Raw genomic sequence first — 26438 nt, 5'->3', positions numbered from 1 at the left:
CTGCGGTAGTCTCTATTTTTTATAACCATAACGTCTCGCCAATAAGCAACTTCTTTAATTGATCTTCATTTAACTGCAATCTGTTCCACTCAGCATTCAGTCTTTCAAGCGCTTCGGGTCCAGTATCGTCAGCTAAATGATAAGTTCCGTAATGCATCGGTATAAATGTTTGACCAGCTACCTCCAAAAAACCTTTCACTGCATCCTCAGGTGTGAGGTGACTTTCCTTCATAAACCATTCTGGCTCATACGCCCCGATCGGCATGATCACCGTGTTAATAGTGAATTGCTTCGCTATCTTTGAAAATCCACGGAAATATCCCGTATCTCCAACGAAATAAATCGATTGCTCAGCACTTTCGATAATCCAGCCACCCCAATGAGAAGTATTCGTATCCGTCAATGTCCGTTTCGTCCAATGTTGCGCAGGAACGAACGAGAATTTCAGGCCTTCAAACACAAATGAATCAAACCATTCTGCTTCGATGACCTTTTTAATTCCTCTAATTTGGAACTTTCTCCGTAAGCCAATAGGAACAAAATATATAGGTTTGCCTTTTAGGTGTTTGATCGTGCCGAAGTCCAAATGATCATAATGTCCGTGTGAAATAACCACAACGTCAATCTCTGGCAATTCATCTAGTGCAATTCCTGGTTCCGTTAATCGATTCTGAAATCCCATCCGTTTTGCCCAAACTGGATCAGTAATCACATTAAGGCCGCTAATTTGAATCAAAAATGTGGAGTGCCCAATCCAAGTAATGGTTGCTTCGGATCGATTGGCTACGAGCTTTTCTATTTCTTTAGTCGGTGCTTGTTCGATTACGATCCGTAAATCTTTCTTTTTTTCATTACGTTCTTTCTGCCAACGAATCATTTCACTAACTGATTTACTCGTATCTACGTCATCCAAATTAGTATAGCGTTTTCTCATCATTCAACACCCAATTGATTTTTGACATACTCCAATAATTTCTTGGCAACTGAAAAATCGTGTGTTTGATAGAGTGAACGGGCGCCAACGGGATCCTCGATTTCATTCAATAACCAGCCGCCTGTAATTGGAAGTATGAAATCAATGCCAATATAGTCACTAGAAATTGCCCGGGAAATCGTTTGAACTTGATTGGTTTCAGTGTCGTTCAACGTATATTTTTCAACAGTGCCACCTAAAGTGAAGTTGGATTTGAACGAATCTTTCGCCCCAGATCGTTTTACAGCACCTAATACTTCATTGCCGAGCATGAATACTCGAACATCTGTTGCATTCGATTCGATGAAGGGCTGCGCGATTAGTTCATTGTGATCGAACTGATTTAGAATATCCTCAGTTTGTTGAACAGATTCACATAGAAATACTTCGCTACCACCATGGCCTCCGCGAGTTTTCAGTACAAAAGGCAACGTAGGAAGTTGGTCCGCTTTGAATGTGGGGACGACGGAAATGCCAAGTAGAGTAGCAAGTTCAAATGTGCGCAGTTTATCATTAGCGATTTTCTGCACACTCGCTCGATTAAACATGCGATAACCTGCTTGTTCCAATTTCAAAGTTAAATTAGGATCACGATCTCGGAATAAAATGAAATCTAGTGGCTCGGTAGGTGAATCAGTGATTAACTTCAATTCGATATCTAAGTATTTTGCTTCTTTCAAAAGATCGTCGATAAATGCTTGATTCCTCATTACTTCCTTCACGTTATAGTAGACTGCGCCTTTCATTTAATCTTCTCCAATATGTACGCAATCATTGCATCCGCGACATTGATACCGGTGACGTTCAAGAGGTTCCGGATATGCGCTGCGCCGTTAACTTCACAAACGAGAGGTTGTTCATCCACACCGAATAATAAATCCACTCCAGCGAATTCCGCACCAACTGCTTTTGCTGCTTCCATAGCGAGTGTTTTTTGTGCGGATGTCAATTCCACCACTTCAGCTACACCACCGTTCGTAATGTTCGCCCGGAAATCTGTCTCTGAATGGCGATACATGGCCGCAATGACCTGATCGCCCACTATATTGACGCGTAAGTCCCGCCCTCTACTCGTCTCAATGAACTCTTGAAAGACATAATCTACGCCACGCAACTCATCGACTTTCTCGTAGAAAGCTTGATTCGTCTCGATCAAATACACTTTCATACCAAATGAGCCATGACCTTCTTTAATAATCATAGGCAAGCCAAGCGTTTCAAGGACATTCTCGTAATAACCGCTATCCGTAATCGTGAAATTTGGATAAACCTTCGGTGCGATGATTGTCTTCGGCATCGCGACACCATGCTTTGCAAGTTCAAGATACTGCTTGGCTTTATTATCACATGTTTCAATAACTTCAGGATCATTGAAGATAGGGATTCCCACATTTTTTAAATACTGTGCAAGCAATGTATCTTTATCGAGGAAAACGACAAAATCAGGAGCATCTTTTATCTGATTTTGCGCGTCCATCAGCACTTCATAATTTTTTAAGATCGTCGCCTGTACTCCGGCTCGCTCTGCCGCCTCCTGCACAAGCCGCGCTTGATCAGCGAATTTATCACTTGTTAAACTACCATTATAAATCACCCAACAACTTTTCAATCCTAACGCCACCTTTGCTATACTAGATCTATAACTTAATTTTAGCACAGGAGGATTTTCTTTGATTCCAAAACTTGATGAATATAAAAAACAATTTGACATAATGAGTGATAACGAGATTAAACCGGGATTGGATGCGATAGAAGAGGCTTTGGCGAATATCTTGAACCCGGAGAAAGATTTGCGAATTATTCATGTGGCAGGTACGAACGGTAAAGGTTCGACGATTGCGGTAATGGAAGCAGTTTTACAAGCGCATGGATTTAAGACTGGCGTATTTTCTTCACCCGCCATACTGGATGTACATGATCAAATTCGGATCAATGGGAAACCGATTACTCATGAGGAATTAGAATATGTGTTTGAAGAAATGAAAGCAGCAGGATTAAGTGGGATGCTGACGGACTTTGAATTGCTGACGGTGGCGGCGTTTTTGGCGTTCCGTAACGCAGAACCTGATTATGTTTTACTTGAGACGGGGATGGGTGGTAAATACGACAGCACGAACGTTGTGACACCTTTAGTCTCGGTCATTACATCGATTGCGCTAGATCATACGGGATTTCTTGGAGATACAGTTGAAAAGATTGCCGCACATAAAGCGGGCATTATTAAGCCGTATATTCCAGTCGTTATAGGAGAATTGCTACAAGAGGCGAAAGAGGTTGTCTTGGCAGAGGCGAAGACGAATAAAAGTTTGGTGCGCGCATATGACGAAGAATTCACAATGAAACAAGAGACTACTGAAATCTTCAGTGGTATATCTACATTTGAGATTCCCGAGCGTAATATGAAAGGACCCCATCAAGCGATTAATTCTGCCGTTGCTATAGAAGCTTTATCAATGGCGGGAGTGCCATTGAAACAAGATCATGTGGCTAAAGCTTTAGCCAATGTAGCCTTGCCGTTTAGATTCCAAAAGCTTGCAGATCACGTTTATATTGACGGGGCTCACAATCCTGCGGCCGCGCGTATGTTAGTACGTACGATCAAGGAGCAATTTCCAGGAGAGAAAGTGGACTGGGTTGTGGGGATGTTGAATACGAAAGACTATCAAGCTACGTTGGAGATTTTAGCACCACTTGCGAATAGTTTTACGTTTGTGGATTTTCCGCATGCACAGGCTGCGAAAGCGGAGGATTTGCAAGCGGTTTGTCCTATAGAGGCAAGTCGTGTGATTTCATTTGAAGAAGTGGATGTAAAATGTTCGAAAAAATACATAAAGGTAGTTGTTGGCTCTCTTTACTTATTAAGTAGTTTAATGAGACAATAGGCTTAATAAAATTGGTTTTATAGACTTTTATGTTTATAGTAAGGTATTTAGTTTTAGTAGGATAAAATGATGAATGTTAATAGAGGAGAGAATGTTGTCATGAAGTATGAAAATGATAAAGGCTTCACGATGGTTGAAATATTAGCCGCACTAACTATACTTGGTATTATTTTTATTAGCTTTATGACGATATTTCCTCAGATGAGTAATTTAAATTCAAAAACTGAAGCAAAGTTAGAAACGATTAGTCTAGCAAAAAAAGAATTGCTAGTTTGGAAGGAAAATCCTTTACCTTTAAATAGAAATGATGATTTGGAGAATATTAAAGAGGATTTCGTAACAAAGCCCGGACATATTGTTTATGAATACAGCCATAAGGAAGAACCTATTTTCACATATCGTGTAACCTGTAAAAAGAAATCCGACTTGCCTACAACACAAAAAGGTGAGGTCGAATTGTATCGAATTCATATTGCCGTATTTAAAGGAGAGCGTGAAATTAGTGAAACATTCGGTTACATGGAAAAAACTGTAGATTAAAGGAGGGCTTATCATCAAACAAAATGAACAGGGAATGACACTCGTCGAAGTGTTAGCTACACTCTTGTTAGTGACTCTGGTTACCGGTTTGATATGGACAACAATATCTATTAGTTCACGTTCCAGTGTTTTAGAAACCAATAAATTAAGGTTACAGCAAGAAGGTAATTATATTTCTACTGAAATTCTTAGGATTCATCGTACCTGTAAAGAATACGAATTTGTCATTACACCTAATAACGTCAGTGTAGAAAATTGTCAGATTGAAAAATCTCAAGATAGAAAAAGATTTAGTATTAGTGAGGGTTTTATATACAGTATGGGTGATCAAATGATATCACCAGAAGGGGTTCGATATGATATTGAAGCAGATTTTGAAGATTTGGAGATTGAGAAATTTAAAATAACTTCTCCAGAAAATACTAAGTTAAGTATTACCTTTCCACTAATAGCATCCAGATATAAAAGATCTACCTGATGAAAGGTTGATAACTATGAACAATCGAGAGAATGAGAACGGGTATGCATTGGTAATTGTTTTATTGGCAATTGTCCTAATCTTGATCACAAGTGCTCTGTTTATGAGAGGTTCAATTAGTAATGCGAAACAAGAAAAGATTGTTGATTCGAATAATCTAGCATATATGGCGGCTGAAATGGGCGTAGATTATTATAAATGGAGTTATATAAATAAATACAATTCTGTTAAAACGAGCATTTGGAAGATGTATAACGATAAATTTTTAGCAGAGAAAGCACAAATAAATAATAGTAAAGAACCCAATAAACCAGAAGCTATTAGGAACATGGCGAAACAAAAAAGAATAGATGCTATAGATGAACTATGGAAACAGTTGAATAATCATACTATCACTCCTGTTGATTTAGCTGAGGAAAATTATAAGTTTACTAGTGGCTCAATCAGCATAAAAAAAGATATAACCACATATTCGGTAGAGATTACTGGAGAGATCTTTGGTAAATATAATACAACTGACAAACCTTTGGAATTCACACTAAGTTTTGTTATGCCAGAATGCAACGTAGATCAAACCGAAGCTGGGGGATCGGGGCAGCAAGGTAGTGGAGTTGAAAAATTAGACTGGTTTGAGACCGGAAAACTACCCTTTATCAATAAACCCACTGTAAAATGTCCTTCAGTGAATGCTTGTTTAGAAACAGATGTTGAAAATATTACCAACTTTAAGGGTCCAGCTATATATTTCGCCGTTAATGCTGTAAAAGGTAATAACGGTAACCTTGGAATGGACTATAAGAATACTTCTATTTATCTCGAAGGCGAGATCGGTCCATTCAACATGAATAAAATGAAGAATATCAATGTATACGCTAAAGGCAATATTTCAGTGAAGAATATGAACAATACAGATTCACTTCATCTCCTGTCTCTCGGTCATTTCATAGTTGAACATGCTGAATTAAATAGAAGTTTTATCGGTATTCGAGGTAATTTTGTTCCTAAGAAACAAGTGAATATCAATTCGTCAAGTACCCTCGCAGTTAAAGGCAACTGGGAACCCAATTCGGGGAAACAATCCATAACAAATAATTCGAAAGTTTGCGTAGGTGGAAATGTTTATTTGAATCAAATAACAATTGATTCTACAAGTAAAATTTATTTTGTATTACGAGACGGCACAAAAAATTATCCTATAAACGATAGCCGGTATATCGCTATTAAAGAATCGGATTATAAAAGTAATCCTAGTATCTTGTTTAAAAATTGCGAGAGTAGTGGTAACTCTTCAACTAATCCGGATACACCCAATTTAATTGAACCTGTTTGGGAGAAGCCCGAAATAGAAGTAGAATATTACAAAAACTAGATATGACATTGCGAGGCGATAACTATTGAAACCAAACGTATACAAAATATTCCTTTTTCTAGGCGCTCTACTACTTGTAGGCTCCGCAATTTTCGCCCAACAAGCTTACGCAGGCGACGGCTTCCTCTCAAACTTTAAAAAGTTTAGTAAACACACATATGCAGGGCCGTTTGACATATCAAAGCATAATCGTAAAGATGCGAAAGAGAAGCTAGTAAATAATTTTTTAGAGCTTGAACAGAACTTGTCCGTGCAATTGATTGTGCAAGATCTTCAAGTAGATGTTCCAGCAGATGTAGTAAGTTTCGATCCAGATGCAACACTAAACGAAGCAAAAAGTGGAGTGGATAATTCATTAATCGCAAATGTCTCCCGCGAAGGGCTACGTACGGTGATGAAACAAAATTTTAATTCGCTTTCATTCAGTGAAGAAGACGTGGAGAAAATAGCTGCCCAACTAGAAGTTCAGCTACGGAGTGGTATTATGCCACAGCAAGTATATATAGCGAGTTTTATACCTGAAGTATACGAGCAGAAACAAGTCATTGCTTCTGCTACATATGAAGTGGATGAACTAGCAAAAGGTTTGCGTTTAGTAATGGAAGACTTGAATGGTTTAGAGATTCAGCCGAATTCTACGTTTTCATTCCGTGAATATTTGAGTGGTAAAGAGTCTGCTAGTGCGACAGATTTACAGATGACTATTATGGCTTCCCTTTTGTATAAAGCGGCATTGCAGACGAATTGGGTAATAGATGAACGAAATATTTCTTCTGAATTACCAGTGGGCGTTGAACCAGGCTTTGAAGCAGCGATCAATCGTAAGCTCGATTTGGATTTCCTGTTTACGAACCCTAATCAAACAGTCTTCACGATTCGTACGGATTGGACAGGCTCTCAATTGGAGCTGTCGGTTGAAGGTCTACCATTTGTGCATCGTTACGATACCGAGGTAGAGAAAATCACAAAGTATGATCCTAAAACGGTTATTCGTTATAGCGCATTTGTAAATGCAGGTGCGGTTGAAGTAGTGGATACAGGCAAGAAAGGCATGGAAGTTGCGGTTAAACGGAATATTCTTTTGAATGGTTCATTGGAAGAAATTGAAGACGTGTCGATTGATTTCTATGCACCGAAACCAATTATTGAACGACATAGTCTAAAAAAAGTAGTGGAGAAAGTTCCTACTAGTGATGTAGATAGTAATTCTAGCCATACTGACGGAAACTCTTCAGGTAATGGATCCACAGATAAGCCGTCTAATTCATCTAACGGAAATGGATCGTCTACTTCAAATGGTGGCGGATCGGGTACTACCGGCTCTTCTTCAAGTAATGGTACGAATAGCGGTGGATCAGGTAATGGAAATAGTTCAAGTAACTCGAATGGTTCTAATGGGAAAGATGATGTGAAATATGATTACGATAAAGGTGGTAATCTTATTGAAGTCGACAAAAATGGTAATCCGATTGATTGATAGAGGAGGGTGCAGATGGCGACAACTAGAAAACGTCTTGGGGATTTATTAATAGAATCCGGCTTGCTGACGGACGAGCAGTTAATGAGTACGTTGAAAGAAAAATCGCGCGATGAGCGACTTGGTGATGCGTTATTGCAGCGCGGGTATATTACGGAACAACAGTTGATTGAAGTGTTGGAGTTCCAGCTCGGAATTCCTCACGTCAACTTGTTCCGTTATCCGTTTGATCCGAAGTTGTTTAATATAGTTCCTAAAGGTTTAGCGAAGCAGAAGATGATTGTTCCGTTGAAAAAAGATGGAGATAAATTATTCGTTGCGATGGCAGACCCAATGGATTACAACACGATTGAAGACTTACGCCTATCCACAGGTTTCCATATCGAAACTGCGATTGCGTCTAAAGATGATATTAATCGAACGATTACTAGATATTATGATGATGAATTATTTGATGACTTGCTGTTTGAAGAACCGGAAACCACTGCAAGTCAGACAGAACAACAAGAGGATATCGTTGATAATGATTCTCCAGTTGTGCGTCTAGTGAACCAGATTATTTCTAGTGCAGTTTCTATGAAGTCCAGTGATATTCATATTGATCCTCAAGAACATCAAGTCATCATCCGCTTTAGAATTGATGGGAAACTGCAGACTGAACGGGTCATACCGAAGCATATGCAGTCAATGCTTCTAGCCCGAATCAAAATCATGGGAAATTTGAACATTACGGAATCACGCATGCCACAGGATGGGCGCATCAAAGTAATGATTGATTTCCGTCCGATCGACTTACGGTTATCGACTTTACCGACAGTTTTTGGTGAAAAAGTCGTAATGCGTATTTTGGACTTGAGCAGCTCATTGAATGATATGACGAAGCTTGGTTTTGGTCCAACGAATCTACAGCGTTTCCTTAAAGAAATTGAAAAGCCGAATGGGATCGTGTTAATTTCGGGCCCCACTGGTTCGGGTAAATCATCTACGTTATACGCAGCTTTGAATCGATTGAATAGTGAAGAAGTAAATATTATTACGATAGAAGATCCCGTCGAGTACCAGCTGGAAGGAATTAATCAGATTCAAGTGAATGCTAATGTGGGATTAACGTTTGCGACAGGTTTACGTTCTATTTTGCGACAAGATCCTGATATTGTCATGGTCGGGGAAATCCGGGATAAAGAAACAGTGGAAATCGCGATCCGTGCATCGTTGACGGGACACTTAGTATTGAGCACCATTCATACGAATGACTCAGTTGCATCGATATCACGATTGCTGGATATGGGGGTGGAGCCTTTCCTTTTGACTGCCTCACTCAATGCGATCGTAGCTCAACGATTAATTCGTCGTGTTTGTCGAGACTGTGGTACCACACAGCAAGCGACTGATCGTGAAAAAGAGATTTTTGCTAAACGTGGGAAAACGATAGAGACGATCCATCGCGGTTCCGGTTGTCCTGCATGTAATATGACAGGATATCGTGGGCGGATTGCGATACATGAAGTATTGGTCATTAACGCGGAAATGCGCGATGCGATTAATGGTAACGCAGCACCTACAGTATTCCGTGATATTGCACAGAGAAGCAAAACGATATTCCTGATAGATGATGGTTTGGAAAAAGTGAAGCAAGGCATTACAACTACTGAAGAAGTGTTGAGAGTGGCCTTGATAGATTAGGAGTGTTTGAGGTGACTGAAAGAATTGATCGATTACTAACTGAAGCCTTTACGATCAAAGCGTCGGATATTCATTTAACTGTTGGCGTGCCCCCGGTTTTCCGAGTTCATGGTGACTTGAAACGATTCGGTGAAACCATTATGACTGAAGAAGATACAAAAGAAATTGCCTATCAAACGATTCCAGAAAAGATGATTCCAGCGTTTAAAGAAGCTGGACAGATTGATTATTCATATGAAATCGCTGGTGTTTCTCGTTTTCGTGTCAACGCATTCCAACAACGCGGTGCGATTTCATTAGCATTTCGGACGATTCCTACCAAGATCCCTACGATCGATGATTTGAATATGCCGGGAACATTGAAGAGCTTGTCTGACACAGCCCAAGGCCTAATATTAGTAACGGGGCCAACGGGTTCAGGTAAGTCTACGACACTCGCGGCAATGATCCGTTATATGAATGAAACGATGCGAAAGCATATTATTACATTAGAAGATCCAATTGAGTATATGCATGCGCACGGTACTTCTATTATCGATCAACGAGAAGTCGGTTTTGATACGCTGTCATTTGCGGATGGCTTACGTGCTGCTTTGCGTCAAGATCCGGATGTCATATTAGTAGGTGAGATGCGTGATTTGGAGACGATTTCTACGGCTATTACCGCTGCGGAAACAGGCCACTTAGTCCTCGCGACTTTACATACATGGAGTGCCGCTTCGACAATCGATAGAATTATAGACGTATTTCCTCATGGGCAACAAGCGCAAATTCGTGTGCAGTTGGCAGGTGTTTTAAAGGCAGTCGTTTCCCAGCGTTTGTTCCAGACAATGGATAAACAAGGAAGACGAGCGGCGACAGAGATTATGATTAATAATCCCGCTGTGTCTAACCTAATACGGTCTGAGAAGATTCACCAGATTCCGAACGTCATTCAGACTAGCCGTGCGCTTGGAATGCATATGATGGATCACTCCGTAAAGAATTTGATGGAACAGAGAATCATTTCGTATGAAGCTGCATTGCCGTTTATGCAAGGGGATGATTAAGAGTGGCTCGTTTTACATATGAAGGGCGAGATGCGAAAGCAATTCGCCGTGGTACGGTGACCGCTACGAATAAGCGAGATGCGGCGATTAAGCTTAAAGAGCAAGGGATTCGTGTGGTCAGTCTTGTCGAACAGAAAGAAACGATGCTGACGAAAGATATTACGATTGGTAGTCCGGTTAAGCGGGATCAATTGATTATGTTCTTGCGACAGTTTTCTACGCTTCTTCAAGCGGGGGTTACGATTGTGGATGCGGTGAGGATTTTATCGATGCAAGTGGAGCAGGCGGCTTTTCGAAAGATTTTGACCGCAGTTCAGGAAGATTTACGTACAGGGACCGCGTTATCCATAGCTTTTGGAAAACATCCCAAAGTGTTCGAACCATTGATTTTGAACATGGTGGCGGCAGGAGAAGTTTCAGGTACAGTTGATGAATCATTGGATCAACTAGCGGAGCATTTCGAAAAAGCGTATCGTACGAGACAGAAAGTTACGTCTGCTATGGCATATCCAGTCGTAGTTGGAATAATAGCTATTGCAGTAGTTATTTTTCTTTTATGGTTCGTCGTACCAATGTTTGTTGATATGTTTGATAGCGTGGGGGGGCAATTACCTTGGCTAACTCGCGCTGTAATGGCAGCGAGTGAATGGATTGAAAACTACTGGTACTTGTTAATTCTTATTGTTTCAGTTTTAGTTGTGGGGTATGTATTGTTCAGAAGCAATCCGAAGGGAAAATACATTTTAGATACAATCTTGTTAAGACTACCTATATTTGGTAGCATTGCACAAAAGTCTTCACTCGCTATGATGACGCGCACATTAAGCTCCATGTTTTCAAGCTCTGTACCAATTTTACAGGCATTGTCTATGACGGAAAGAGTTGTGGGAAATGAAGTTATTTCAAAAGTGATTGGTGAGTCTAGAGTATCAATGGAACGAGGCGGATCCTTGACGGAACCTATGTTAAATCACTGGGCATTCCCACCGTTAATTCCTCATATGATTGCAATTGGAGAAGAGACTGGTTCTTTAGACTCTATGTTGGCCAAAGTTGCGGATTTTTATGAGAAAGAAGTAGAAGCAGCTACAGACCGCTTAAAGGCTTTAATAGAGCCTTTAATGATTGTATTCTTAACAGCGGTAGTTGGGACTATAGTTTTGGCAATCATGTTGCCGATGTTTAGCATGTTTGAGCAGATAGATAATTTGTAACAGAAATAACAAAAGTTAACTATATTTTAATTTTTTCTATTAAACTAGTGTTAATCTCCTAGTGCCTCTGGTATACTATACTCATAGAGTAAGAAAAAACAAGAAGGGGAAATGACATGAAAAAGTTTATGCAGAAGAAATTAAATCAAAAAGGTTTGACGCTTGTCGAGTTGCTTGCAGTTATCGTTATTTTGGGGATTATTGCTGCGATTGCAGTGCCGGCTATTGGGAATATTATTACGAATTCTAAAGTTAATGCTTTGAAGGCTGATGGACAGAATGTTTTGGCAGCTGCACAAATGTACTTCGCTGAAAATGGAGCGAAAACAGTTACACAAGCTGATTTAATTAGCGGTGGCTTCCTAGAAGATGCTGGTGGCTTTACTGGTACCGGTGCAGTAGCTGCAACTGTAACAAAAGTTGACAGTACTGGAAATACCATTTCTGGAACGGCTGCTAATAAAGGTGTAACAGTTCAGTTTAATTCTTCAACTGTAAAAAATATTACAGACGCTGCTGTGAAAGGCACAACTGGAACTGTTGTAGTAACCAGATAATAAATAGTTTTAGATTATATTAAAGACTAGGCTCTGTAGAGATTATTCTCTTCAGAGTCTTTTTGAAATTTTTAAGTCTAATTACAAAATTAATTAGTTGATACGAATGATCATAAATATTGATAGATCTAACAAAGTTCGAACTATAAAATGTGGTACTTTGCCTGGTATCTCAGTTAGCAATTGAAATCGCGCAATATATTCTTGGCGTTTGCTACTAATCTTTCATTCTATAATAACGTTTGCTATACTACTTGTAACTTGTAAGCTAGAAGATTATCACTACACACCTTGCTTTTGCTTGCCTGGAAGGAGTTCGTTCATGTCTATATTATCCAATTTAAAACGCCCGCTTTCCAAACTTTCTATGCCTACACTCAGCCGAAAAAAGCGTGTCCACTCATTAACTCTTGACGACGACGCAATTCGGTACGTGCGAATAAAGTCCCTAGATCCAATCGTACTAGACACTGCAAAAGAGATGCTGCTACCGGAACACGTCATCCAAGACGGCCGAATAGCCGAAGAGGACAAGCTCCGCGATGTTCTGACGGAGGTTGTGAAAGATTGGAGTCTTGCAAAGCGTGACGTGGCGTTTCTTGCGCCCGATACATATGTCATCATCCGACGTGTTGCGTATCCCGACACGGTGGAGGATGAAGAGCTGAAAAGCCATTTCTTTATCGAGATTGGTTCGACGATTTATTTGCCGTTTGACGATCCGGTATTTGATGTCGTTCCTTATACAGCTAATAAATTGCAGAATGAAGCGATTTTAATTGCGTCTAAAGAAAGTATTATGCAGACCTATGAGGAAGTGCTGAAGTCAGTGAAATTGGAGCCTGTTGTGGCGGATATTGCACCGCTTTCCCTGTATCGTCTGGCACATCATGTGCACCACTTTGAGGGATCGGAACATATTCTCCTTGCTGATTTGCACGGTCGTAGTCTGACTGTGTCTATTTTCTATTCACATTATCCGTTGTTCATTCGCTCGATGGAACTGGAAGTACCGCTCAGCATGGCAACGGGCGAAGAGTTGGAGCGGCAGGTTGAGCCACTTACAATTGTCATGGAACTCGAGAAGTTAGCGAACTTCTATCGCTTTAATTTGGCGGAGAATGATTCCACTATTACTCATCTAGTGTGGAATGGTACATATACACAACAAGAACAATTATTGCAGATGGTACGAGAACGTTTAGCAATCGAAGCACTTCCCTTAGTGAAAGAGCCGATTAGTTGTGTGGACGGAACCGAGGTTACAGCGGATTACCACCGAGTGATTGGTCTAGCGCTGAAAGAAGAGGTGTAATATGTTAGTTGATATAAATCTACTGCCGGAAAAGATCCGTGAGAAAGCTACTTTTCTTTGGATAGCGGTTGCGATTCTTTCAGTCGCTTTCCTTACCTGGATTGTGCTTTATTTCATCGCTCAAAAATATGATGATGAGGCTCAAAAGTTGCAACAATCCACGTACGAAATACAGAAACAACAAGAAAGTATAACGTCCCAGATGCGTTTATCTGCATTCGGTCAGGAAAAAGAACAATTAGCAGCGACGGTAGAGTTCTTGAAAGGGCATCAATATAAAACACAACCCCTATTAGAGGATCTTGCGAAAGCCTTGCCTGATCGAGGGTTTTTCCAAGAACTAACTTTCACTGCACCTAACGAAGTGACATTGAAAGTACAGTTTGATGACTTGATGGAGTCTGCGCTCTATTTAACCCGATTGAAAGCTTCGTCGTTAGTAATTGATGCGACGTTTGAAGGGATTGAGACGGAAAAACTGGACGTCGGTGAGCGGGAGAATGTCTTGCCTAGATATTTCGCTACCTATTTCATTCAGTTTGTTGATGACCGTGCGCTCCCAAGTACAGATGCAGAAGTAGACCCAAATGCGATTGAAGAGCCACAAGAGGAAGCTCCGGCAGAAGAGCAAGCAGAACCTACACCTGAAGAATCGCAACCTCCTATAGATGCGAATACGGAAGGAGGCGATCCGGTTGAATAAATATCTATCTAAACGACAGATGGAAATCGGTTTAGTCGTATTGGCTTCCATTTTCCTTATTGCGCTTGTCTATTACACGGTGACGAACGTCTACTTGCCAGCGAGAGAAATGAAGGATCAGACGGCGACCCAGTTTGCTTCAGAACGTGATGTGCTGTTTTCATTACAAAAACAATTGGCAAATAGAGATTCAAATGAAACCGTAACGTCTGCACCGCTTCAAAAAATCGTGCCTGTCATTCCGTTAGAAGATGCTTTACTGATTCGTCTAGAGAAGGCGGAAGTAAAGTCCAATAGTCGAATAGAAGAAATTAATTTTTCTAAAGAAGTATTCGATATAGAACTACTGCCTGAACATGTACAAAATCTTGAAACCGTTTTGATGGAAGTGACACTCGCTGCAGATACATACAAGCAAGTCGATACGTTCATTTACGAAATGGAAGAAATGATTCGATTGATAAATGTAGAGGCGATTCAATTTGAAGCAACTGCAGAGAAAACGGAAGAGGAGTCGGATATCGGTGAAATGAAAGTCGTCATTTCATTGCATGCGTACTTCCGTCCTGATCTTGTCAATTTGCAAAATGAGGCACCTAAAGTAGATGCGCCGCCACCTGCATCGAAATTCGATCCAACAACGATCAATAAAATGACAGGTACTGAGAAAGCGGAGTAAGGAGGCAATTCATGGAATGGCTTTATAGTAGTTTTTTCTTCCTTTACGGTATTACGTTTGGCTCGTTCTTTAACGTCGTCGGCATGCGTGTGCCGTTGAAGGAATCCGTCGTGTCGCCACCTTCTCACTGTACGACGTGTGATCGTAATTTGACGGCAGTGGATCTGGTACCGGTTTTATCTTACGTGTTTTTGCGTGGGAAATGCCGAGGGTGTAAAGAGAAAATCAGTGCTCTCTATCCCATTATGGAGTTGATCACGGGTGTGCTGTTCGTCTGTGCGTACTTACACTTCGGATTTCAGTGGGAACTCGTCATAGCATTGCTATTTATTTCAATGTTGGTTATTTTAACGGTATCTGATTTAAAGTATATGTTGATTCCGAATAAAATTTTGTTGCCGTTTGGTATTGCGATTTTCATCTTGCGCTTTGTCAGTCCGCTGTCGCCTTGGTGGGATAGCTTGCTTGGAGCGGCAGTGGGGTTTGGTTTGTTGCTGATGATTGCGATCGTGTCGAATGGCGGTATGGGCGGTGGCGATATTAAATTATTTTTCGTTATTGGCCTAGTGCTCGGGACGATGCAGACGTTAATCACGCTGTTTCTCGCTTCGCTAATAGGTGCGATTGTCGGACTGATCTTCTTAAAAAAGACGAAGCAAGGACGTAAAACACCTGTACCATTCGGTCCTTCGATTGCGGTCGCTGCACTCATTGCTTATTTCTATGGCGCGCAGCTTGTCAGTTGGTATACAGCTTTGTTGAACTAAATCGGTAAATGTTTATGGACGAGACGACAACAGTCTCGTCTTTTTTTACGTTCATTTTGATAAGGTGGAAGAAAACTAGTGGAGTGATGGAATGAATTTCCGCAGGACGTATTCAAAGAACATTGTGATTCGGGCGTTAGTGCAAGGAGTAGCGATCGGTTTGGTCGCAGTACTAGTGATCGGGCTGACGATATCGACTACGGGAGGGAAAGAGGACAAGGCGAATGAGACGGTGGCGACGAATGGGCCGAAATCAGAGGAGAAGGGAGGCGCGACAGAGGGCGGGGAGACAATGTTTGTCAAACAGCATGGCGTGTTTTCCAGTCAGCAGGCAGCAGCGGATTTCGTAGCGGAGAATCCGAGTCTCGCGAGTACGGCTATCGTGCCAGCGGGAGAGCAGTTCTACGTCTGGGGAGCGGTCTGGTTGAAAGAAAGTGATGTGATTTTGAAGGAAGGCGAAGACGCATTCAAGAAAAGAATCACAGTCGTACCTGGCACTTGTAAGTCCGCAGATGCCGGATCGGTGAAAAATGCCTTGTTCGCGGAGGATCTATCGAAAATTGAATTGTCCAAGGATGGCAAAGAAGCGAAAAACGAAGGAGACTTTGCAAAGAAAGTGACTGCTATCACTGCGTTTACGAAGGATTCCTCTGTCGCGAGACTACATCTATTGGCACATTATACGAACCAAGACCCATGCTTCAAAATTCAATTTTGACCCATTATAAGGGGGAAGAATTGAATTTTACCTTTTTTTCAAATCGCGTAGAATAGCGTACACTATGAAAAAGGGGGTTGTTCCAATGAAATTTATCAGTCTAAAACCTATCGTTCTCGCATCTTCTTCGCCGAGACGTAAAGAACTATTGCAGTTAGCAGGAATTGATTTCACCGTGAGACCGAGTGAAGTAGACGAGAATTTACCGTTTACGCCAGAAGAGCCATATGAGTATGCGGTCCGTCTGTCTGAGCAAAAGGCGCGCGCGGTATTTGAATCAGAAGAAGAGATTGTCATTGCCGCAGATACGATTGTTGTTAGAGAAGGCAGAGTATTCCCGAAGCCTGAAGATGACGCGCAAGCCATTGATTTCTTGATGGAGCTGTCTGGAGAGTTGCATGAAGTGATTACGGGCGTGACAATTCTTGCTAACGAGAAGAAGATACAATTTGCTGGTTTGTCTCAAGTGAAATTTAGGAAGCTGGATGAAGAGCTTGTTCATGCTTATGTGAAATCAGGCGATGCTTCAGATAAAGCAGGTGCATACGGCATCCAAACACAAGGGATGCTGTTTGTAGAAAATATGGTAGGCGATTATCAAAACATTGTAGGGTTGCCGATCAGTGAACTAGTCAATCGTATGCGTCAAGAAGGGTTGCTGATTTTAGAAGGTGATGCGTAATGCCACTTGATCTAGCCCCGCAAATGATGATCCGCGATGTGCATATCGCTGACAGACCCCGTGAGCGTTTAATACGGGAAGGGGCGAGTAGTTTATCCAATCAAGAGCTGATGGCGATTCTGTTGCGCTCAGGCTCACGCTCGGAGTCTGTTCTCGTACTTGCCAACCGTGTCTTGTCGACGATTGACCGTTTGCAAGATTTGAAAGAGCTGACAGTGGATGAGATGACGAAGATTAAAGGAATTGGTGAAGCCAAGGCGGTGCAGTTATTAGCCGCAGCAGAACTCGGCAAGCGTTTGTATCGGACAGCCCCGCATGAACGTTATAAAATTCGTTCACCGGAAGATGCCGCGAATTATTTAATGACGGATATGTCGTCGTTGAACCAGGAACATTTCGTGGTATTATTTTTGAATGTAAAAAATGAAGTGCTACATAAGCAGACGATTTTCATTGGTAGTTTGAATTCTTCCATCGTACATCCGCGCGAAGTGTTCCGTGAAGCGTTTAAACGGTCGGCCGCATCGATGATTATTTCCCATAATCATCCGAGTGGCGACACGACACCTTCAAGAGAAGACATTGAAGTAACGAAACGACTGATGGAAGCAGGTCAAATTATGGGCGTGGATGTGCTCGATCATATCATTATCGGTGATCAGAAATTCATTAGTTTAAAAGACAAAGGCTACATCTAAAAGCATGAAATTTATCGCAAGAAAGTGGAGAGACTGGGAAATCAGTCTCTTTTTCGATGTTTTTTGCAAACCGGCGTGGTGACACTGTAAATTAAGTTACCTTTCCGTTATAATGTGGTGTATGCTTTTAAGAATACCGATGATGGTTTTATAGAAAGGGAGAATTGACTTGTTTGGTTTCAGATCAAGAAACGTAGGAATTGACTTGGGGACAGCCAATACTCTAGTTTTCATTAAGGATAAAGGTATTGTGCTAAGGGAACCTTCCGTCGTAGCAAAAAATACGACGACTGGTGAAATCGTAGAGGTAGGCAGTAAAGCCCATGCAATGATCGGTCGGACACCGAGTTCAGTCGTGGCTATTCGCCCGATGCGAGAAGGGGTTATTGCAGATTTTGAAACAACAACTGCCATGATTCGTCATTATTTAAAAGAAGCGTTAAAATCAACAGGAACTTCCTGGACGAAGCCGACTGTCATGGTTTGTGTGCCATATGGGATTACATCCGTTGAGCAACGCGCGGTGATTGATGCTGCACAACAAGCGGGAGCGAAAGCAGCGTATACGATCGAAGAACCTTTTGCGGCTGCAATTGGCGCGGATTTGCCAGTGTGGGAACCAACCGGCAGTATGGTCGTCGATATAGGTGGAGGTACGACGGAAGTGGCCATCATTTCTCTAGGCGGCATCGTGACGAGTACTTCGATCCGTGTAGGTGGAGATTCCATGGATTCGGCTATCATAACGTATATCCGTAAAGAATATAAATTGATGATCGGTGAACGTACTGCTGAAAATATCAAAATACAAATTGGTTCGGCGTTTGATTTGGATAAGACGGAAAAGATGGACATCCACGGTCGCGACTTATTGACAGGGTTGCCAAAAACGATGGAAGTTAATTCGCAGGAAATCACGAAAGCATTGCGTGAACCGATGGATTTGATTATTGAAGGTATGAGAAAGACACTTGAGCAGACACCACCTGAATTGGCATCCGATGTGATGGAGCGTGGAATAGTCTTAACGGGTGGCGGATCATTACTTCGTAACCTCGATAAAGCAATTTCCGAAGAAACAAAAATGCCTGCATTCGTAGCAGAAAACACACTTGACTGTGTTGTAATTGGAACGGGCAAGGCGTTGGATAATTTAGAGCTCATTAAGAGAATTCAATCATAATATAAATTGGAGGAGATGTAGGCAATGCCGCGTTTTTTTTCCAATAAACGATTAATCATTTTATTAATAGGAGTAATCGTCCTTGTGGCATTAATTGCATTTTCACTTCGCGACCGAGATCATGCAAATGTACCGGAACAAGCAGTGAAGGATGTCGTAGGTTTCGGGCAGTCGCTTGTTACGAAACCAGCCCACTTTGTAACGGGACTGATTGAAAATATTGATACGATGCTTAATACATACGAAGAAAACAAACGATTAAAAGAGCGTCTGGAAACGTATGCCGCCATGCAAGCGGAGTTAGTGGATGTCAAAGCAAATAATGTGAAATTGCGGGGAATCATTGATAAGCAAGAAGATCTGCGCGCATTTGAGCCGATTCAATCCACGGTGATCTCACGCAATCCCGATCAATGGGAAGAGAAGATCATCATCGACAAAGGAACGACATCTGGAGTGGACGTCAATATGGCGGTCATGACGGCGCAAGGTCTGATCGGGAAAGTCATTTTGTCGACTCCATTCACGTCCACAGTCGAATTGATTTCGACTGAAAACAGCGATTTCCGTGTGGCGGCTATGGTAGTTGGCGAAGAAGAAATGTTCGGTTTGATCGAAGGATACGATCGGACTGCGGGACAGTTGATCATGAAGCGGCTAGATTCGAGCTTCAATGTAAAAAAAGGGATGCAAGTGATATCTTCTGGTCTCGGAGGAATCTTCCCTAAAGGTATTTTAATAGGGGAAGTAACCGAAGTTTCCACGGATGATTATGGTCTGACGAAACTGGCCTATATAAAACCAGCAGCTACTTTCTCACGACTAGATCATGTGATGATTGCAAAGCGTACCATGACGGTTGTCGATGGGACTGACGGGGGCAACTCCGCAGATACTAAAGGAGACGATGAGTCATGATCCGATTCATCATTCCTTTAATTGCTATTCTGTTATTTTTCTTGGAACCTATTTTCAGTCTGTTTTCACCGATTGAAATAAAAGGTGATCTATATGTCATGGTGCCTAGGTTCTTAATTGTCTATTTAATTTTTATTGCGACGTATTATAATAGCAAGCGAGCGATTATTTACGGATTTGTCCTCGGACTGTTGTATGATATGTATCATATTGATATTATTGGATTATACACATTCATGTATCCGCTGATTTGTTACGTTGCGGCATTAATAATTCGACAAATTGAGCGTCATACCGTGACGGTTATGGTATTATCAGTAGTAATGATTGTGGTACTGGAATTGTTGTCGTACTTTTTTGCTAGTGTGATTGCGTTAACGTCTATTGATTTTGGCGAATTCTTCACGAGTCGACTCGTTCCGACAATGATTGCGAATTCATTATTTATCGTGATGTTCGGCTATCTATTCAAACAGATTACAGAGAAAAGATTTTTTCAAAAACAAGCAGGTTTTTAAGTATTGTGAGGTGATGTAGGTGACGAAATCACAGTTGATAACGATAAAAGGAACAAAAGACGGCTTAGTCTTACGATTGGATGACCATTGTGCATTTACCGAATTGCTAAGTGAGTTGAAAGAAAAAGTGCAGAGCAGCGTACTTGAAGGTGTGTCTGAAGTACAGTTGCATCTGGGGCATCGTTATTGTGACGAGAAAGACATGAACAAGATTCAATCGGTCATTCATACTTCTCCTCATTTGCGAGTTTCGAAGGTACATAGTGACGTCATTTCGTTAAAAGAGTGTGAGAGAAAGTTGATCGAGAAGCAGTCCGAAACCTATATAGGAATCGTTCGATCGGGTCAGGTCGTAAAGGCTGATGGCGATTTGGTCATTATCGGTGATGTGAATCAGAGTGCGCAAGTCATTGCAGGCGGTAGTATCTATGTACTGGGTCGTGTAAAAGGCATTGCACATGCGGGAGCACAAGGCAATAAAGATGCAGTCATTGCTGCATCTTGGCTGGAGGCGACGCATCTGAAAATTGCGGATAAGATCGAAATCATGACCGACGAATTGACGATTCTTTCTGAGCAACCTGAAATGGAATGTGCGTATCTTCAAAAGAATGGGCAGATTGCGATAGACCGTCTTCAGGAGCTCCGATATTTACGTCCGGACCTTGCTACATTTAAGGGAGGTATATAATTTGGGAGAAGCAATTGTCATTACTTCTGGTAAAGGTGGCGTTGGAAAAACAACAACGTCAGCCAATCTTGGTACCGCTCTTGCGTTACAAGGAAAAAAAGTGTGTTTAATCGATACAGATATCGGTCTGCGTAACTTGGACGTAATTCTCGGCTTAGAAAATCGGATCATTTATGATTTGGTCGATGTGGTGGAAGAGCGTTGTAAAGTACATCAAGCTCTTGTGAAAGATAAACGTTTCGAGGATCGATTGTTCTTGCTGCCAGCAGCACAGACGACTGATAAGAGTGCCGTGAATCCGGAACAGATGAAGAAGCTAGTTTTAGAATTAAAACAGGATTATGATTACGTCTTGATTGACTGCCCAGCAGGAATTGAGCAAGGGTTCAAAAATGCGATTTCTGGTGCGGACCGCGCGATTGTCGTAACCACTCCAGAGATTTCCGCTGTGCGTGACGCAGACCGTATTATTGGACTGCTTGAAGCTGAAGAAGAACTTGAACCGCCGAAATTGATTATTAACCGTATTAGAAGCGGTATGATGGAAAGTGGCGAAACATTGGATGTCAATGAAATCACGACGCATTTATCGATTGATTTATTAGGTATCGTGATGGATGATCAAAATGTTATTTCTGCTTCAAATAAAGGCGAACCTGTCGTGATGGACCCGACAAACCCAGCTGCAATTGGTTATCGCAACATTGCACGACGTATCTTAGGTGAGTCTGTGCCATTGATGACGATGGAGAAAAGTAAAGCTGGTTTCTTCGGCAAGATCAAAAATATGTTCGGCAAATAATTCAATTTCAAAACTCAGTGCCTTTTATGGTGCTGAGTTTTTTTCATTCGTCATTTAATTCTCCATCTTTTCATACACTGCAGGTAAGGGAGGGGACGTGATGAAATGGAAAACAAAGTGGATCATTGCCATTGTGCTGTTAGTGTCTGTTGTAGGTTTATCAAAACTAGAAGAACGTCAGTTAGTCAATATACCCATTACGCAATATGTGACGACAGGGAAAGATTTTGTTGTGATGAAGAAGTGGGTTTCTTCTTGGATGGCAGAAGATGAAGTCATCACGGTATCAAGTGATGCAGCATTTAATCCATTGAAGACGTACGAATCGTTCCAGCCCTATCAAGATGGTGCGATCATCTCCTATACTCAACCTATGTCGATTACATCACAAGGAAGCGGATTAGTCGTCTTTACAGGCTATACAAGGCAGTCAGGAAAGACGGTGACTGTTCAGTACGATAACGGTGATGAGGTAACGTATGGATTTGTAGGCTCGTTCTCGACGCTTCCATATACGGCTGTGAGGCTTGGGGATGAGATTGCGATGATGGATGAGGAAGCGGTGTATATTCGCGTGAAACGCAATGGGATACCGCTAGAGCCTACCGTGCTGGCAACGTATATGTCAGGCGGTCAGCAATGAAGTATCGTATTCATCCGGTATTGTTGCCAATCTTTTTATTTTTCATGATCGTCGGAGGTGTGTCCTTGTATGCGATGCTCTTATTTTCTTTACTTTTTCATGAACTTGGACACGTATTGGCCGCTCGATACGTCGGAATGAAAATTAGAAGTTGTACTATCTTACCGTATGGAGGGGAATTGCAATTTGTTAATCGGCAGTTGGCAAATAAACAGCAACGGCTGATCGTGGCGCTCGGAGGACCTGTCGCGACAGCCGTTTTGCTAGTACTTGGCATGTGTTTGACATTCCCGGGTGATGCGCAGTTTTTAAAGATTCAGATGATCTTGCTAAGCGTGAATTTATTACCCATTCTCCCACTTGACGGTGGACAAGTAGTGTCTATTTTGCTTGAGACTGAAGCAACGAAATACACTACACGCTCAAATTTCTTACTGTACTCAATTGTTGTGTCCGCATCACTGTGTGCATTTTTTATTGCGTACTTGCCGGATAGTTTGCCCCTCGTAATTATCACTTCATTTTTAGCAGTGCAAAACATTATTTCCTATCGCTTTAGAAGGTATGAGCGGGTCTTTGAGCAGCTCACTAAAAAAGAAACTTCCTTCTTTTAAAAGATTATAGGAATAATGCTTGACCTGCTCTTTTCTATGTGATAATATTTTACTGTTATTGATTGTAGCACCCGTGCTACAACCGCACTAAACAGGTTCAAGTATTCGTAGGTTGAATCACCTGTCAAGGCGAGTCTGTATAATTAGAGGAGGTGCAAGTATGTACGCAATTATTGAAACTGGTGGAAAACAAATCAAAGTTGAAGCGGGCCAAGAAATCTTCATTGAGAAGATTGCTGGTGAAGCTGATGAAGTGGTAACTTTTGACAAGGTGCTAATGGTGGGCGGAGATGACGTTAAAGTCGGTGCTCCATTCGTAGAAGGCGCAACTGTAACAGGTAAGGTTGTCAAGCAAGGCCGCGCAAAGAAAATTGTTGTTTTCAAATATAAGGCGAAGAAAAACTATCGCAAAAAACAAGGACACCGTCAGCCATACACGAAAATCGTTATTGACGGAATCAATCTATAATCCGGCATGATACATGTCAGAATTATAAAAGAGCCTTCTGGGCGCATCTCAGTTTTTGAGATGGATGGTCATGCAAACTTTGCAGAACACGGACAAGATCTAGTTTGCGCTGGTGCTTCTGCCGTATCATTTGGTGCGGTAAATGCTATTATGCAGTTGACTTCGATTGAACCCGATGTGGATCAAGGTGCGGATGGTGGATACTTACGTGTCGCGTTTCCGGTAACGGAACAAGATGCACAAGTTCAGCTACTCTTGCAAGCAATGATTATTTCTTTACAAACGATTGAATTAGACTATGCAGATTATATAAAATTATCCTTTGAAAAGTAGGAGGTGGCAGCTATGTTACGTTTAGATCTTCAGTTTTTTGCATCGAAAAAAGGTGTAGGTTCTACTAAGAACGGTCGTGATTCACATTCGAAACGTCTTGGTGCTAAGCGCGCAGATGGACAAATGGTTTCCGGTGGATCAATCCTTTATCGCCAGCGTGGAACTAAAATTCATCCAGGTGAAAACGTTGGACGCGGTGGAGATGATACTCTATTCGCAAAAATCGATGGCGTTGTTCGTTTTGAACGTCTTGGCCGCGACAAAAAGAAAGTCAGTGTCTACCCAGCAGCAACGCAAGAAGCTTAATTGGATAGCATGACGATGTGAAAGAGGACTGCACTTGTTGCAGTCCTTTTTCTTATGTCAAGATTATTGCTATGAGCGGTTGTAGGGAAAGTATGAGCGCTTAGCCTAGTTGATAGAGCGGGTAGCAAGTGTGTATGATCGCTTGATCGTTTTTGTGAGCGGATACAGGTTTTATTGATCGCTTACGAGGAAATAATGAGCGCTTGACTCATTTGGATGAAGATTGTCCATTAATTTCATGCAATTTGTCCCACGGTGAAGATTTTTTTAGTGATTTGCGCGTGAAAATGCTATACTAAGAAGTACGAAAACAGCTGGTGGTGAAAATATGGGGAAGAATGAGCTAAATGTGTCGCAAGCAGTGAGATTTAGTCGGCACGATCACATGAATGATCTGCAATTAATCCTTATGAATATTGATATGGGGAAATATACAGAAGCGCGAAACTGCATTCTTGAGAAAACGGGGGATATGCAGCGAGAGGCATTACTTCAGAAATTAGACATGCCTCTTACCGAAGAGTGGATCACGACACTTGGGTGGCGATATCCGGTTCTAAAGGTGCAACTGTACTGTGATATTACAGAAAAAATTGATTCGAGTGAAATTGACCAATTATTAGTCGAATACTTGGAACAAATTGTGCTGGCTGTAGAAGCGCAAATTCAGCGCTACGCAGATTGTCCGGTGACGATTGAAGTTACGACAGAAATTGCATCTTGGAGTATGCAACTGACATTTACCGAGCTGTACGCAAAGCAACTAGACATCCCAGAACATTCATCTCAGCTTACGGTCGAAGTCCTAGGTGAACCGAATCAATGGACGTTTACCATCAGTGGACAATTAGGAGGATTATAAATTATGTTTGTGGATCACGTGAAAGTATTTGTAAAAGGTGGCGACGGTGGCGATGGTATGGTTTCGTTCCGTCGTGAAAAATATATAGCCAATGGTGGACCATCCGGTGGCGATGGTGGGAAGGGCGCAGACGTCATCTTTATCGTGGATGAAGGGCTGCGTACGTTAATGGATTTCCGTTACCAGCGTCACTTTAAAGCGGATCGTGGAGAACACGGTCAAAGTAAGAATATGCATGGTCGCAGCGGTAAGCATATGATCGTGAAAGTTCCACCTGGCACAGTCGTCAAAGATGCGGAAACCGAAACGATTATCGCGGATTTGGTTGAACATGGCCAACAAGCAGTCATCGCGCGCGGTGGGCGTGGAGGACGCGGTAATAGCCGTTTCGTTACGCCACAGAACACAGCGCCAGAGCTTTCTGAAAAAGGCGAGCCAGGTGTTAGTAAGGATATTATCCTTGAATTAAAAGTTCTTGCTGACGTTGGTCTTGTTGGATTCCCAAGTGTCGGGAAATCGACGTTATTATCAGTCGTTTCTTCAGCTAAGCCGAAAATTGCGGATTATCACTTTACCACTTTAGTTCCGAATCTTGGAATGATCGAAACGGATGATCACCGTACATTCGTTATGGCAGATTTGCCGGGATTGATTGAAGGCGCGCATGAAGGAATTGGACTTGGCCATCAGTTCTTGCGTCACATCGAACGTACGCGTGTTATCGTCCACGTCATCGATATGTCGGGACTTGAAGGTCGTGAGCCATTCGAAGATTATCAGACGATCAATAAAGAACTTGAACAGTACAATATGCGATTGACTGAACGTCCACAGATTATTGTGGCGAATAAAATGGATATGCCGGATGCGCAAGACAATCTAGAGGCATTCAAAGAAGCACTCGGTGATGAAGAGATTCAAGTATTCCCGATTTCAGCATTGACGAGAACGGGTTTAGACCCATTGCTATATGCTATTTTAGACCTGCTTGAAACAACACCGGAATTCCCGATGTTGACTGATGCGGATGAAGAAGAAGCTAGCAACTCTGTATTGTATAAACACGAATCGACTGGCCCTGATTTCATTATTTCGCGTGACGATGATGGGGCGTTTATGTTGTCTGGTTATACGTTGGAGCGCTTGTTCCAGATGACCGATTTCAACTTCGATCAATCAGTTCGCAAGTTCTCTCGTCAGATGCGTGGTATGGGAATCGACGAAGCATTGCGTGAACGTGGTGCGAAAAATGGCGATATCGTACGTATCATGAGTTACGAATTCGAGTTCTTGGAGTAAGGAATGGCTCGTTTTG

Annotated in this window: 31 protein-coding genes and 1 other annotated feature; of the genes, 28 read left to right on the top strand and 3 right to left on the bottom strand. The window is 41.8% G+C overall.

The genetic code is table 11. The annotated features are described in order from the left end of the window. Positions 1 to 19 precede the first annotated feature (19 nt). From SporoP8_RS02400 to SporoP8_RS02390, 3 genes are read right to left on the bottom strand one after another with little or no spacing between them, the layout of a single operon-like run. Positions 20 to 934 (bottom strand): MBL fold metallo-hydrolase, encoded by a 915-nt coding sequence (locus SporoP8_RS02400; RefSeq protein ID WP_085131048.1) that lies wholly within the window; start codon positions 932 to 934, stop codon positions 20 to 22. After that, on the bottom strand, positions 934 to 1719 hold the full coding sequence (locus tag SporoP8_RS02395; protein WP_085131047.1) for an ATP-grasp domain-containing protein: 786 nt from the start codon (positions 1717 to 1719) through the stop codon (positions 934 to 936). Before SporoP8_RS02395 ends, SporoP8_RS02400 begins: the two co-directional genes overlap by 1 nt. Then, entirely contained in the window at positions 1716 to 2582 is an 867-nt protein-coding gene (locus SporoP8_RS02390) for an ATP-grasp domain-containing protein (protein ID WP_085131046.1), read from the bottom strand. The genes SporoP8_RS02395 and SporoP8_RS02390 overlap by 4 nt, the downstream gene beginning before the upstream one ends. A 61-nt stretch (positions 2583 to 2643) precedes the next feature. Here SporoP8_RS02390 and SporoP8_RS02385 point away from each other — a divergent pair, with 61 nt between their 5' ends. The 28 genes from SporoP8_RS02385 to obgE all read left to right on the top strand — a co-directional run bounded on the left by SporoP8_RS02385 (position 2644) and on the right by obgE (position 26422). Then, positions 2644 to 3855, top strand: coding sequence for a bifunctional folylpolyglutamate synthase/dihydrofolate synthase (locus SporoP8_RS02385; RefSeq protein ID WP_085131045.1), 1212 nt, complete (start codon positions 2644 to 2646; stop codon positions 3853 to 3855). 99 nt (positions 3856 to 3954) lie between these two features. Beyond that, positions 3955 to 4395, top strand: a complete 441-nt coding sequence (locus tag SporoP8_RS02380) for a PulJ/GspJ family protein (protein ID WP_198166056.1) — start codon at positions 3955 to 3957, stop codon at positions 4393 to 4395. 34 nt (positions 4396 to 4429) lie between these two features. Further along, on the top strand, positions 4430 to 4873 hold the full coding sequence (locus SporoP8_RS02375; protein ID WP_085131043.1) for a hypothetical protein: 444 nt from the start codon (positions 4430 to 4432) through the stop codon (positions 4871 to 4873). Between the two features lie 16 nt (positions 4874 to 4889). After that, positions 4890 to 6242 (top strand): hypothetical protein, encoded by a 1353-nt coding sequence (locus tag SporoP8_RS02370; RefSeq protein WP_085131042.1) that lies wholly within the window; start codon positions 4890 to 4892, stop codon positions 6240 to 6242. Positions 6243 to 6267: 25 nt separating this feature from the next. Next, complete coding sequence (locus SporoP8_RS02365) at positions 6268 to 7719, top strand: VanW family protein (RefSeq protein ID WP_085131041.1); 1452 nt, start codon at positions 6268 to 6270, stop codon at positions 7717 to 7719. Positions 7720 to 7734: 15 nt separating this feature from the next. Beyond that, entirely contained in the window at positions 7735 to 9402 is a 1668-nt protein-coding gene (locus SporoP8_RS02360; RefSeq protein WP_085131040.1) for a GspE/PulE family protein, read from the top strand. Positions 9403 to 9413: 11 nt separating this feature from the next. Next, positions 9414 to 10451: a type IV pilus twitching motility protein PilT gene (locus tag SporoP8_RS02355; RefSeq protein ID WP_085131039.1), complete on the top strand. Its 1038-nt coding sequence runs from the start codon at positions 9414 to 9416 to the stop codon at positions 10449 to 10451. Positions 10452 to 10453: 2 nt separating this feature from the next. Further along, complete coding sequence (locus SporoP8_RS02350; protein ID WP_085131038.1) at positions 10454 to 11665, top strand: type II secretion system F family protein; 1212 nt, start codon at positions 10454 to 10456, stop codon at positions 11663 to 11665. Between the two features lie 116 nt (positions 11666 to 11781). Beyond that, positions 11782 to 12222, top strand: coding sequence for a prepilin-type N-terminal cleavage/methylation domain-containing protein (locus SporoP8_RS02345; protein WP_085131037.1), 441 nt, complete (start codon positions 11782 to 11784; stop codon positions 12220 to 12222). Positions 12223 to 12544: 322 nt separating this feature from the next. Continuing rightward, positions 12545 to 13537 (top strand): type IV pilus biogenesis protein PilM, encoded by a 993-nt coding sequence (gene pilM, locus SporoP8_RS02340; RefSeq protein WP_085131036.1) that lies wholly within the window; start codon positions 12545 to 12547, stop codon positions 13535 to 13537. Between the two features lies 1 nt (position 13538). After that, on the top strand, positions 13539 to 14240 hold the full coding sequence (locus SporoP8_RS02335; protein ID WP_085131035.1) for a PilN domain-containing protein: 702 nt from the start codon (positions 13539 to 13541) through the stop codon (positions 14238 to 14240). After that, a complete protein-coding gene (locus tag SporoP8_RS02330) occupies positions 14233 to 14919 on the top strand; it encodes a hypothetical protein (protein ID WP_085131034.1) in 687 nt (228 codons plus the stop codon). Before SporoP8_RS02335 ends, SporoP8_RS02330 begins: the two co-directional genes overlap by 8 nt. 11 nt (positions 14920 to 14930) lie before the next feature. Beyond that, positions 14931 to 15686, top strand: coding sequence for a prepilin peptidase (locus tag SporoP8_RS02325; RefSeq protein WP_085131033.1), 756 nt, complete (start codon positions 14931 to 14933; stop codon positions 15684 to 15686). A 91-nt stretch (positions 15687 to 15777) separates the two neighbouring features. Further along, on the top strand, positions 15778 to 16404 hold the full coding sequence (locus SporoP8_RS02320; protein WP_085131032.1) for a hypothetical protein: 627 nt from the start codon (positions 15778 to 15780) through the stop codon (positions 16402 to 16404). A gap of 85 nt (positions 16405 to 16489) precedes the next feature. After that, positions 16490 to 17086 (top strand): Maf family protein, encoded by a 597-nt coding sequence (locus tag SporoP8_RS02315; RefSeq protein ID WP_085131031.1) that lies wholly within the window; start codon positions 16490 to 16492, stop codon positions 17084 to 17086. Then, positions 17086 to 17784: a RadC family protein gene (gene radC, locus SporoP8_RS02310; RefSeq protein ID WP_085131030.1), complete on the top strand. Its 699-nt coding sequence runs from the start codon at positions 17086 to 17088 to the stop codon at positions 17782 to 17784. The genes SporoP8_RS02315 and radC overlap by 1 nt, the downstream gene beginning before the upstream one ends. Positions 17785 to 17953: 169 nt before the next feature. Next, a complete protein-coding gene (locus SporoP8_RS02305) occupies positions 17954 to 18967 on the top strand; it encodes a rod shape-determining protein (protein ID WP_085131029.1) in 1014 nt (337 codons plus the stop codon). Positions 18968 to 18991: 24 nt separating this feature from the next. Then, positions 18992 to 19885 (top strand): rod shape-determining protein MreC, encoded by an 894-nt coding sequence (gene mreC / locus SporoP8_RS02300; protein WP_085131028.1) that lies wholly within the window; start codon positions 18992 to 18994, stop codon positions 19883 to 19885. Next, positions 19882 to 20403, top strand: coding sequence for a rod shape-determining protein MreD (gene mreD / locus SporoP8_RS02295; RefSeq protein ID WP_085131027.1), 522 nt, complete (start codon positions 19882 to 19884; stop codon positions 20401 to 20403). Before mreC ends, mreD begins: the two co-directional genes overlap by 4 nt. A 19-nt stretch (positions 20404 to 20422) precedes the next feature. Next, positions 20423 to 21094, top strand: coding sequence for a septum site-determining protein MinC (gene minC / locus SporoP8_RS02290; RefSeq protein WP_085131026.1), 672 nt, complete (start codon positions 20423 to 20425; stop codon positions 21092 to 21094). Position 21095: 1 nt separating this feature from the next. After that, entirely contained in the window at positions 21096 to 21896 is an 801-nt protein-coding gene (minD, locus tag SporoP8_RS02285) for a septum site-determining protein MinD (RefSeq protein WP_085131025.1), read from the top strand. 100 nt (positions 21897 to 21996) lie between these two features. After that, positions 21997 to 22539, top strand: coding sequence for a peptidoglycan DD-metalloendopeptidase family protein (locus SporoP8_RS02280; protein ID WP_085131024.1), 543 nt, complete (start codon positions 21997 to 21999; stop codon positions 22537 to 22539). Further along, the gene (locus SporoP8_RS02275; protein ID WP_085131023.1) at positions 22536 to 23153 is read left to right on the top strand and encodes a metalloprotease; all 618 of its coding nucleotides are present in this window, start codon (positions 22536 to 22538) and stop codon (positions 23151 to 23153) included. The genes SporoP8_RS02280 and SporoP8_RS02275 overlap by 4 nt, the downstream gene beginning before the upstream one ends. A 70-nt stretch (positions 23154 to 23223) precedes the next feature. Further along, positions 23224 to 23300, top strand: a sequence feature (ribosomal protein L21 leader region). 13 nt (positions 23301 to 23313) lie between these two features. Beyond that, entirely contained in the window at positions 23314 to 23622 is a 309-nt protein-coding gene (gene rplU / locus SporoP8_RS02270; protein ID WP_085131022.1) for a 50S ribosomal protein L21, read from the top strand. Positions 23623 to 23628: 6 nt separating this feature from the next. Beyond that, the gene (locus SporoP8_RS02265) at positions 23629 to 23955 is read left to right on the top strand and encodes a ribosomal-processing cysteine protease Prp (protein WP_085131021.1); all 327 of its coding nucleotides are present in this window, start codon (positions 23629 to 23631) and stop codon (positions 23953 to 23955) included. A 12-nt stretch (positions 23956 to 23967) separates the two neighbouring features. Next, on the top strand, positions 23968 to 24261 hold the full coding sequence (rpmA, locus tag SporoP8_RS02260) for a 50S ribosomal protein L27 (protein WP_085131020.1): 294 nt from the start codon (positions 23968 to 23970) through the stop codon (positions 24259 to 24261). 328 nt (positions 24262 to 24589) lie between these two features. After that, the gene (locus tag SporoP8_RS02255) at positions 24590 to 25123 is read left to right on the top strand and encodes a Spo0B domain-containing protein (RefSeq protein ID WP_085131019.1); all 534 of its coding nucleotides are present in this window, start codon (positions 24590 to 24592) and stop codon (positions 25121 to 25123) included. Between the two features lie 3 nt (positions 25124 to 25126). After that, entirely contained in the window at positions 25127 to 26422 is a 1296-nt protein-coding gene (gene obgE, locus SporoP8_RS02250; RefSeq protein WP_085131018.1) for a GTPase ObgE, read from the top strand. Positions 26423 to 26438: the final 16 nt, after the last annotated feature.

Source organism: Sporosarcina ureae (genome assembly GCF_002101375.1).
Taxonomy (GTDB): domain Bacteria; phylum Bacillota; class Bacilli; order Bacillales_A; family Planococcaceae; genus Sporosarcina; species Sporosarcina ureae_B.
Note: the sequence above shows the minus strand (reverse complement) of the source record. Positions and strands in the feature narration are given on the sequence as shown.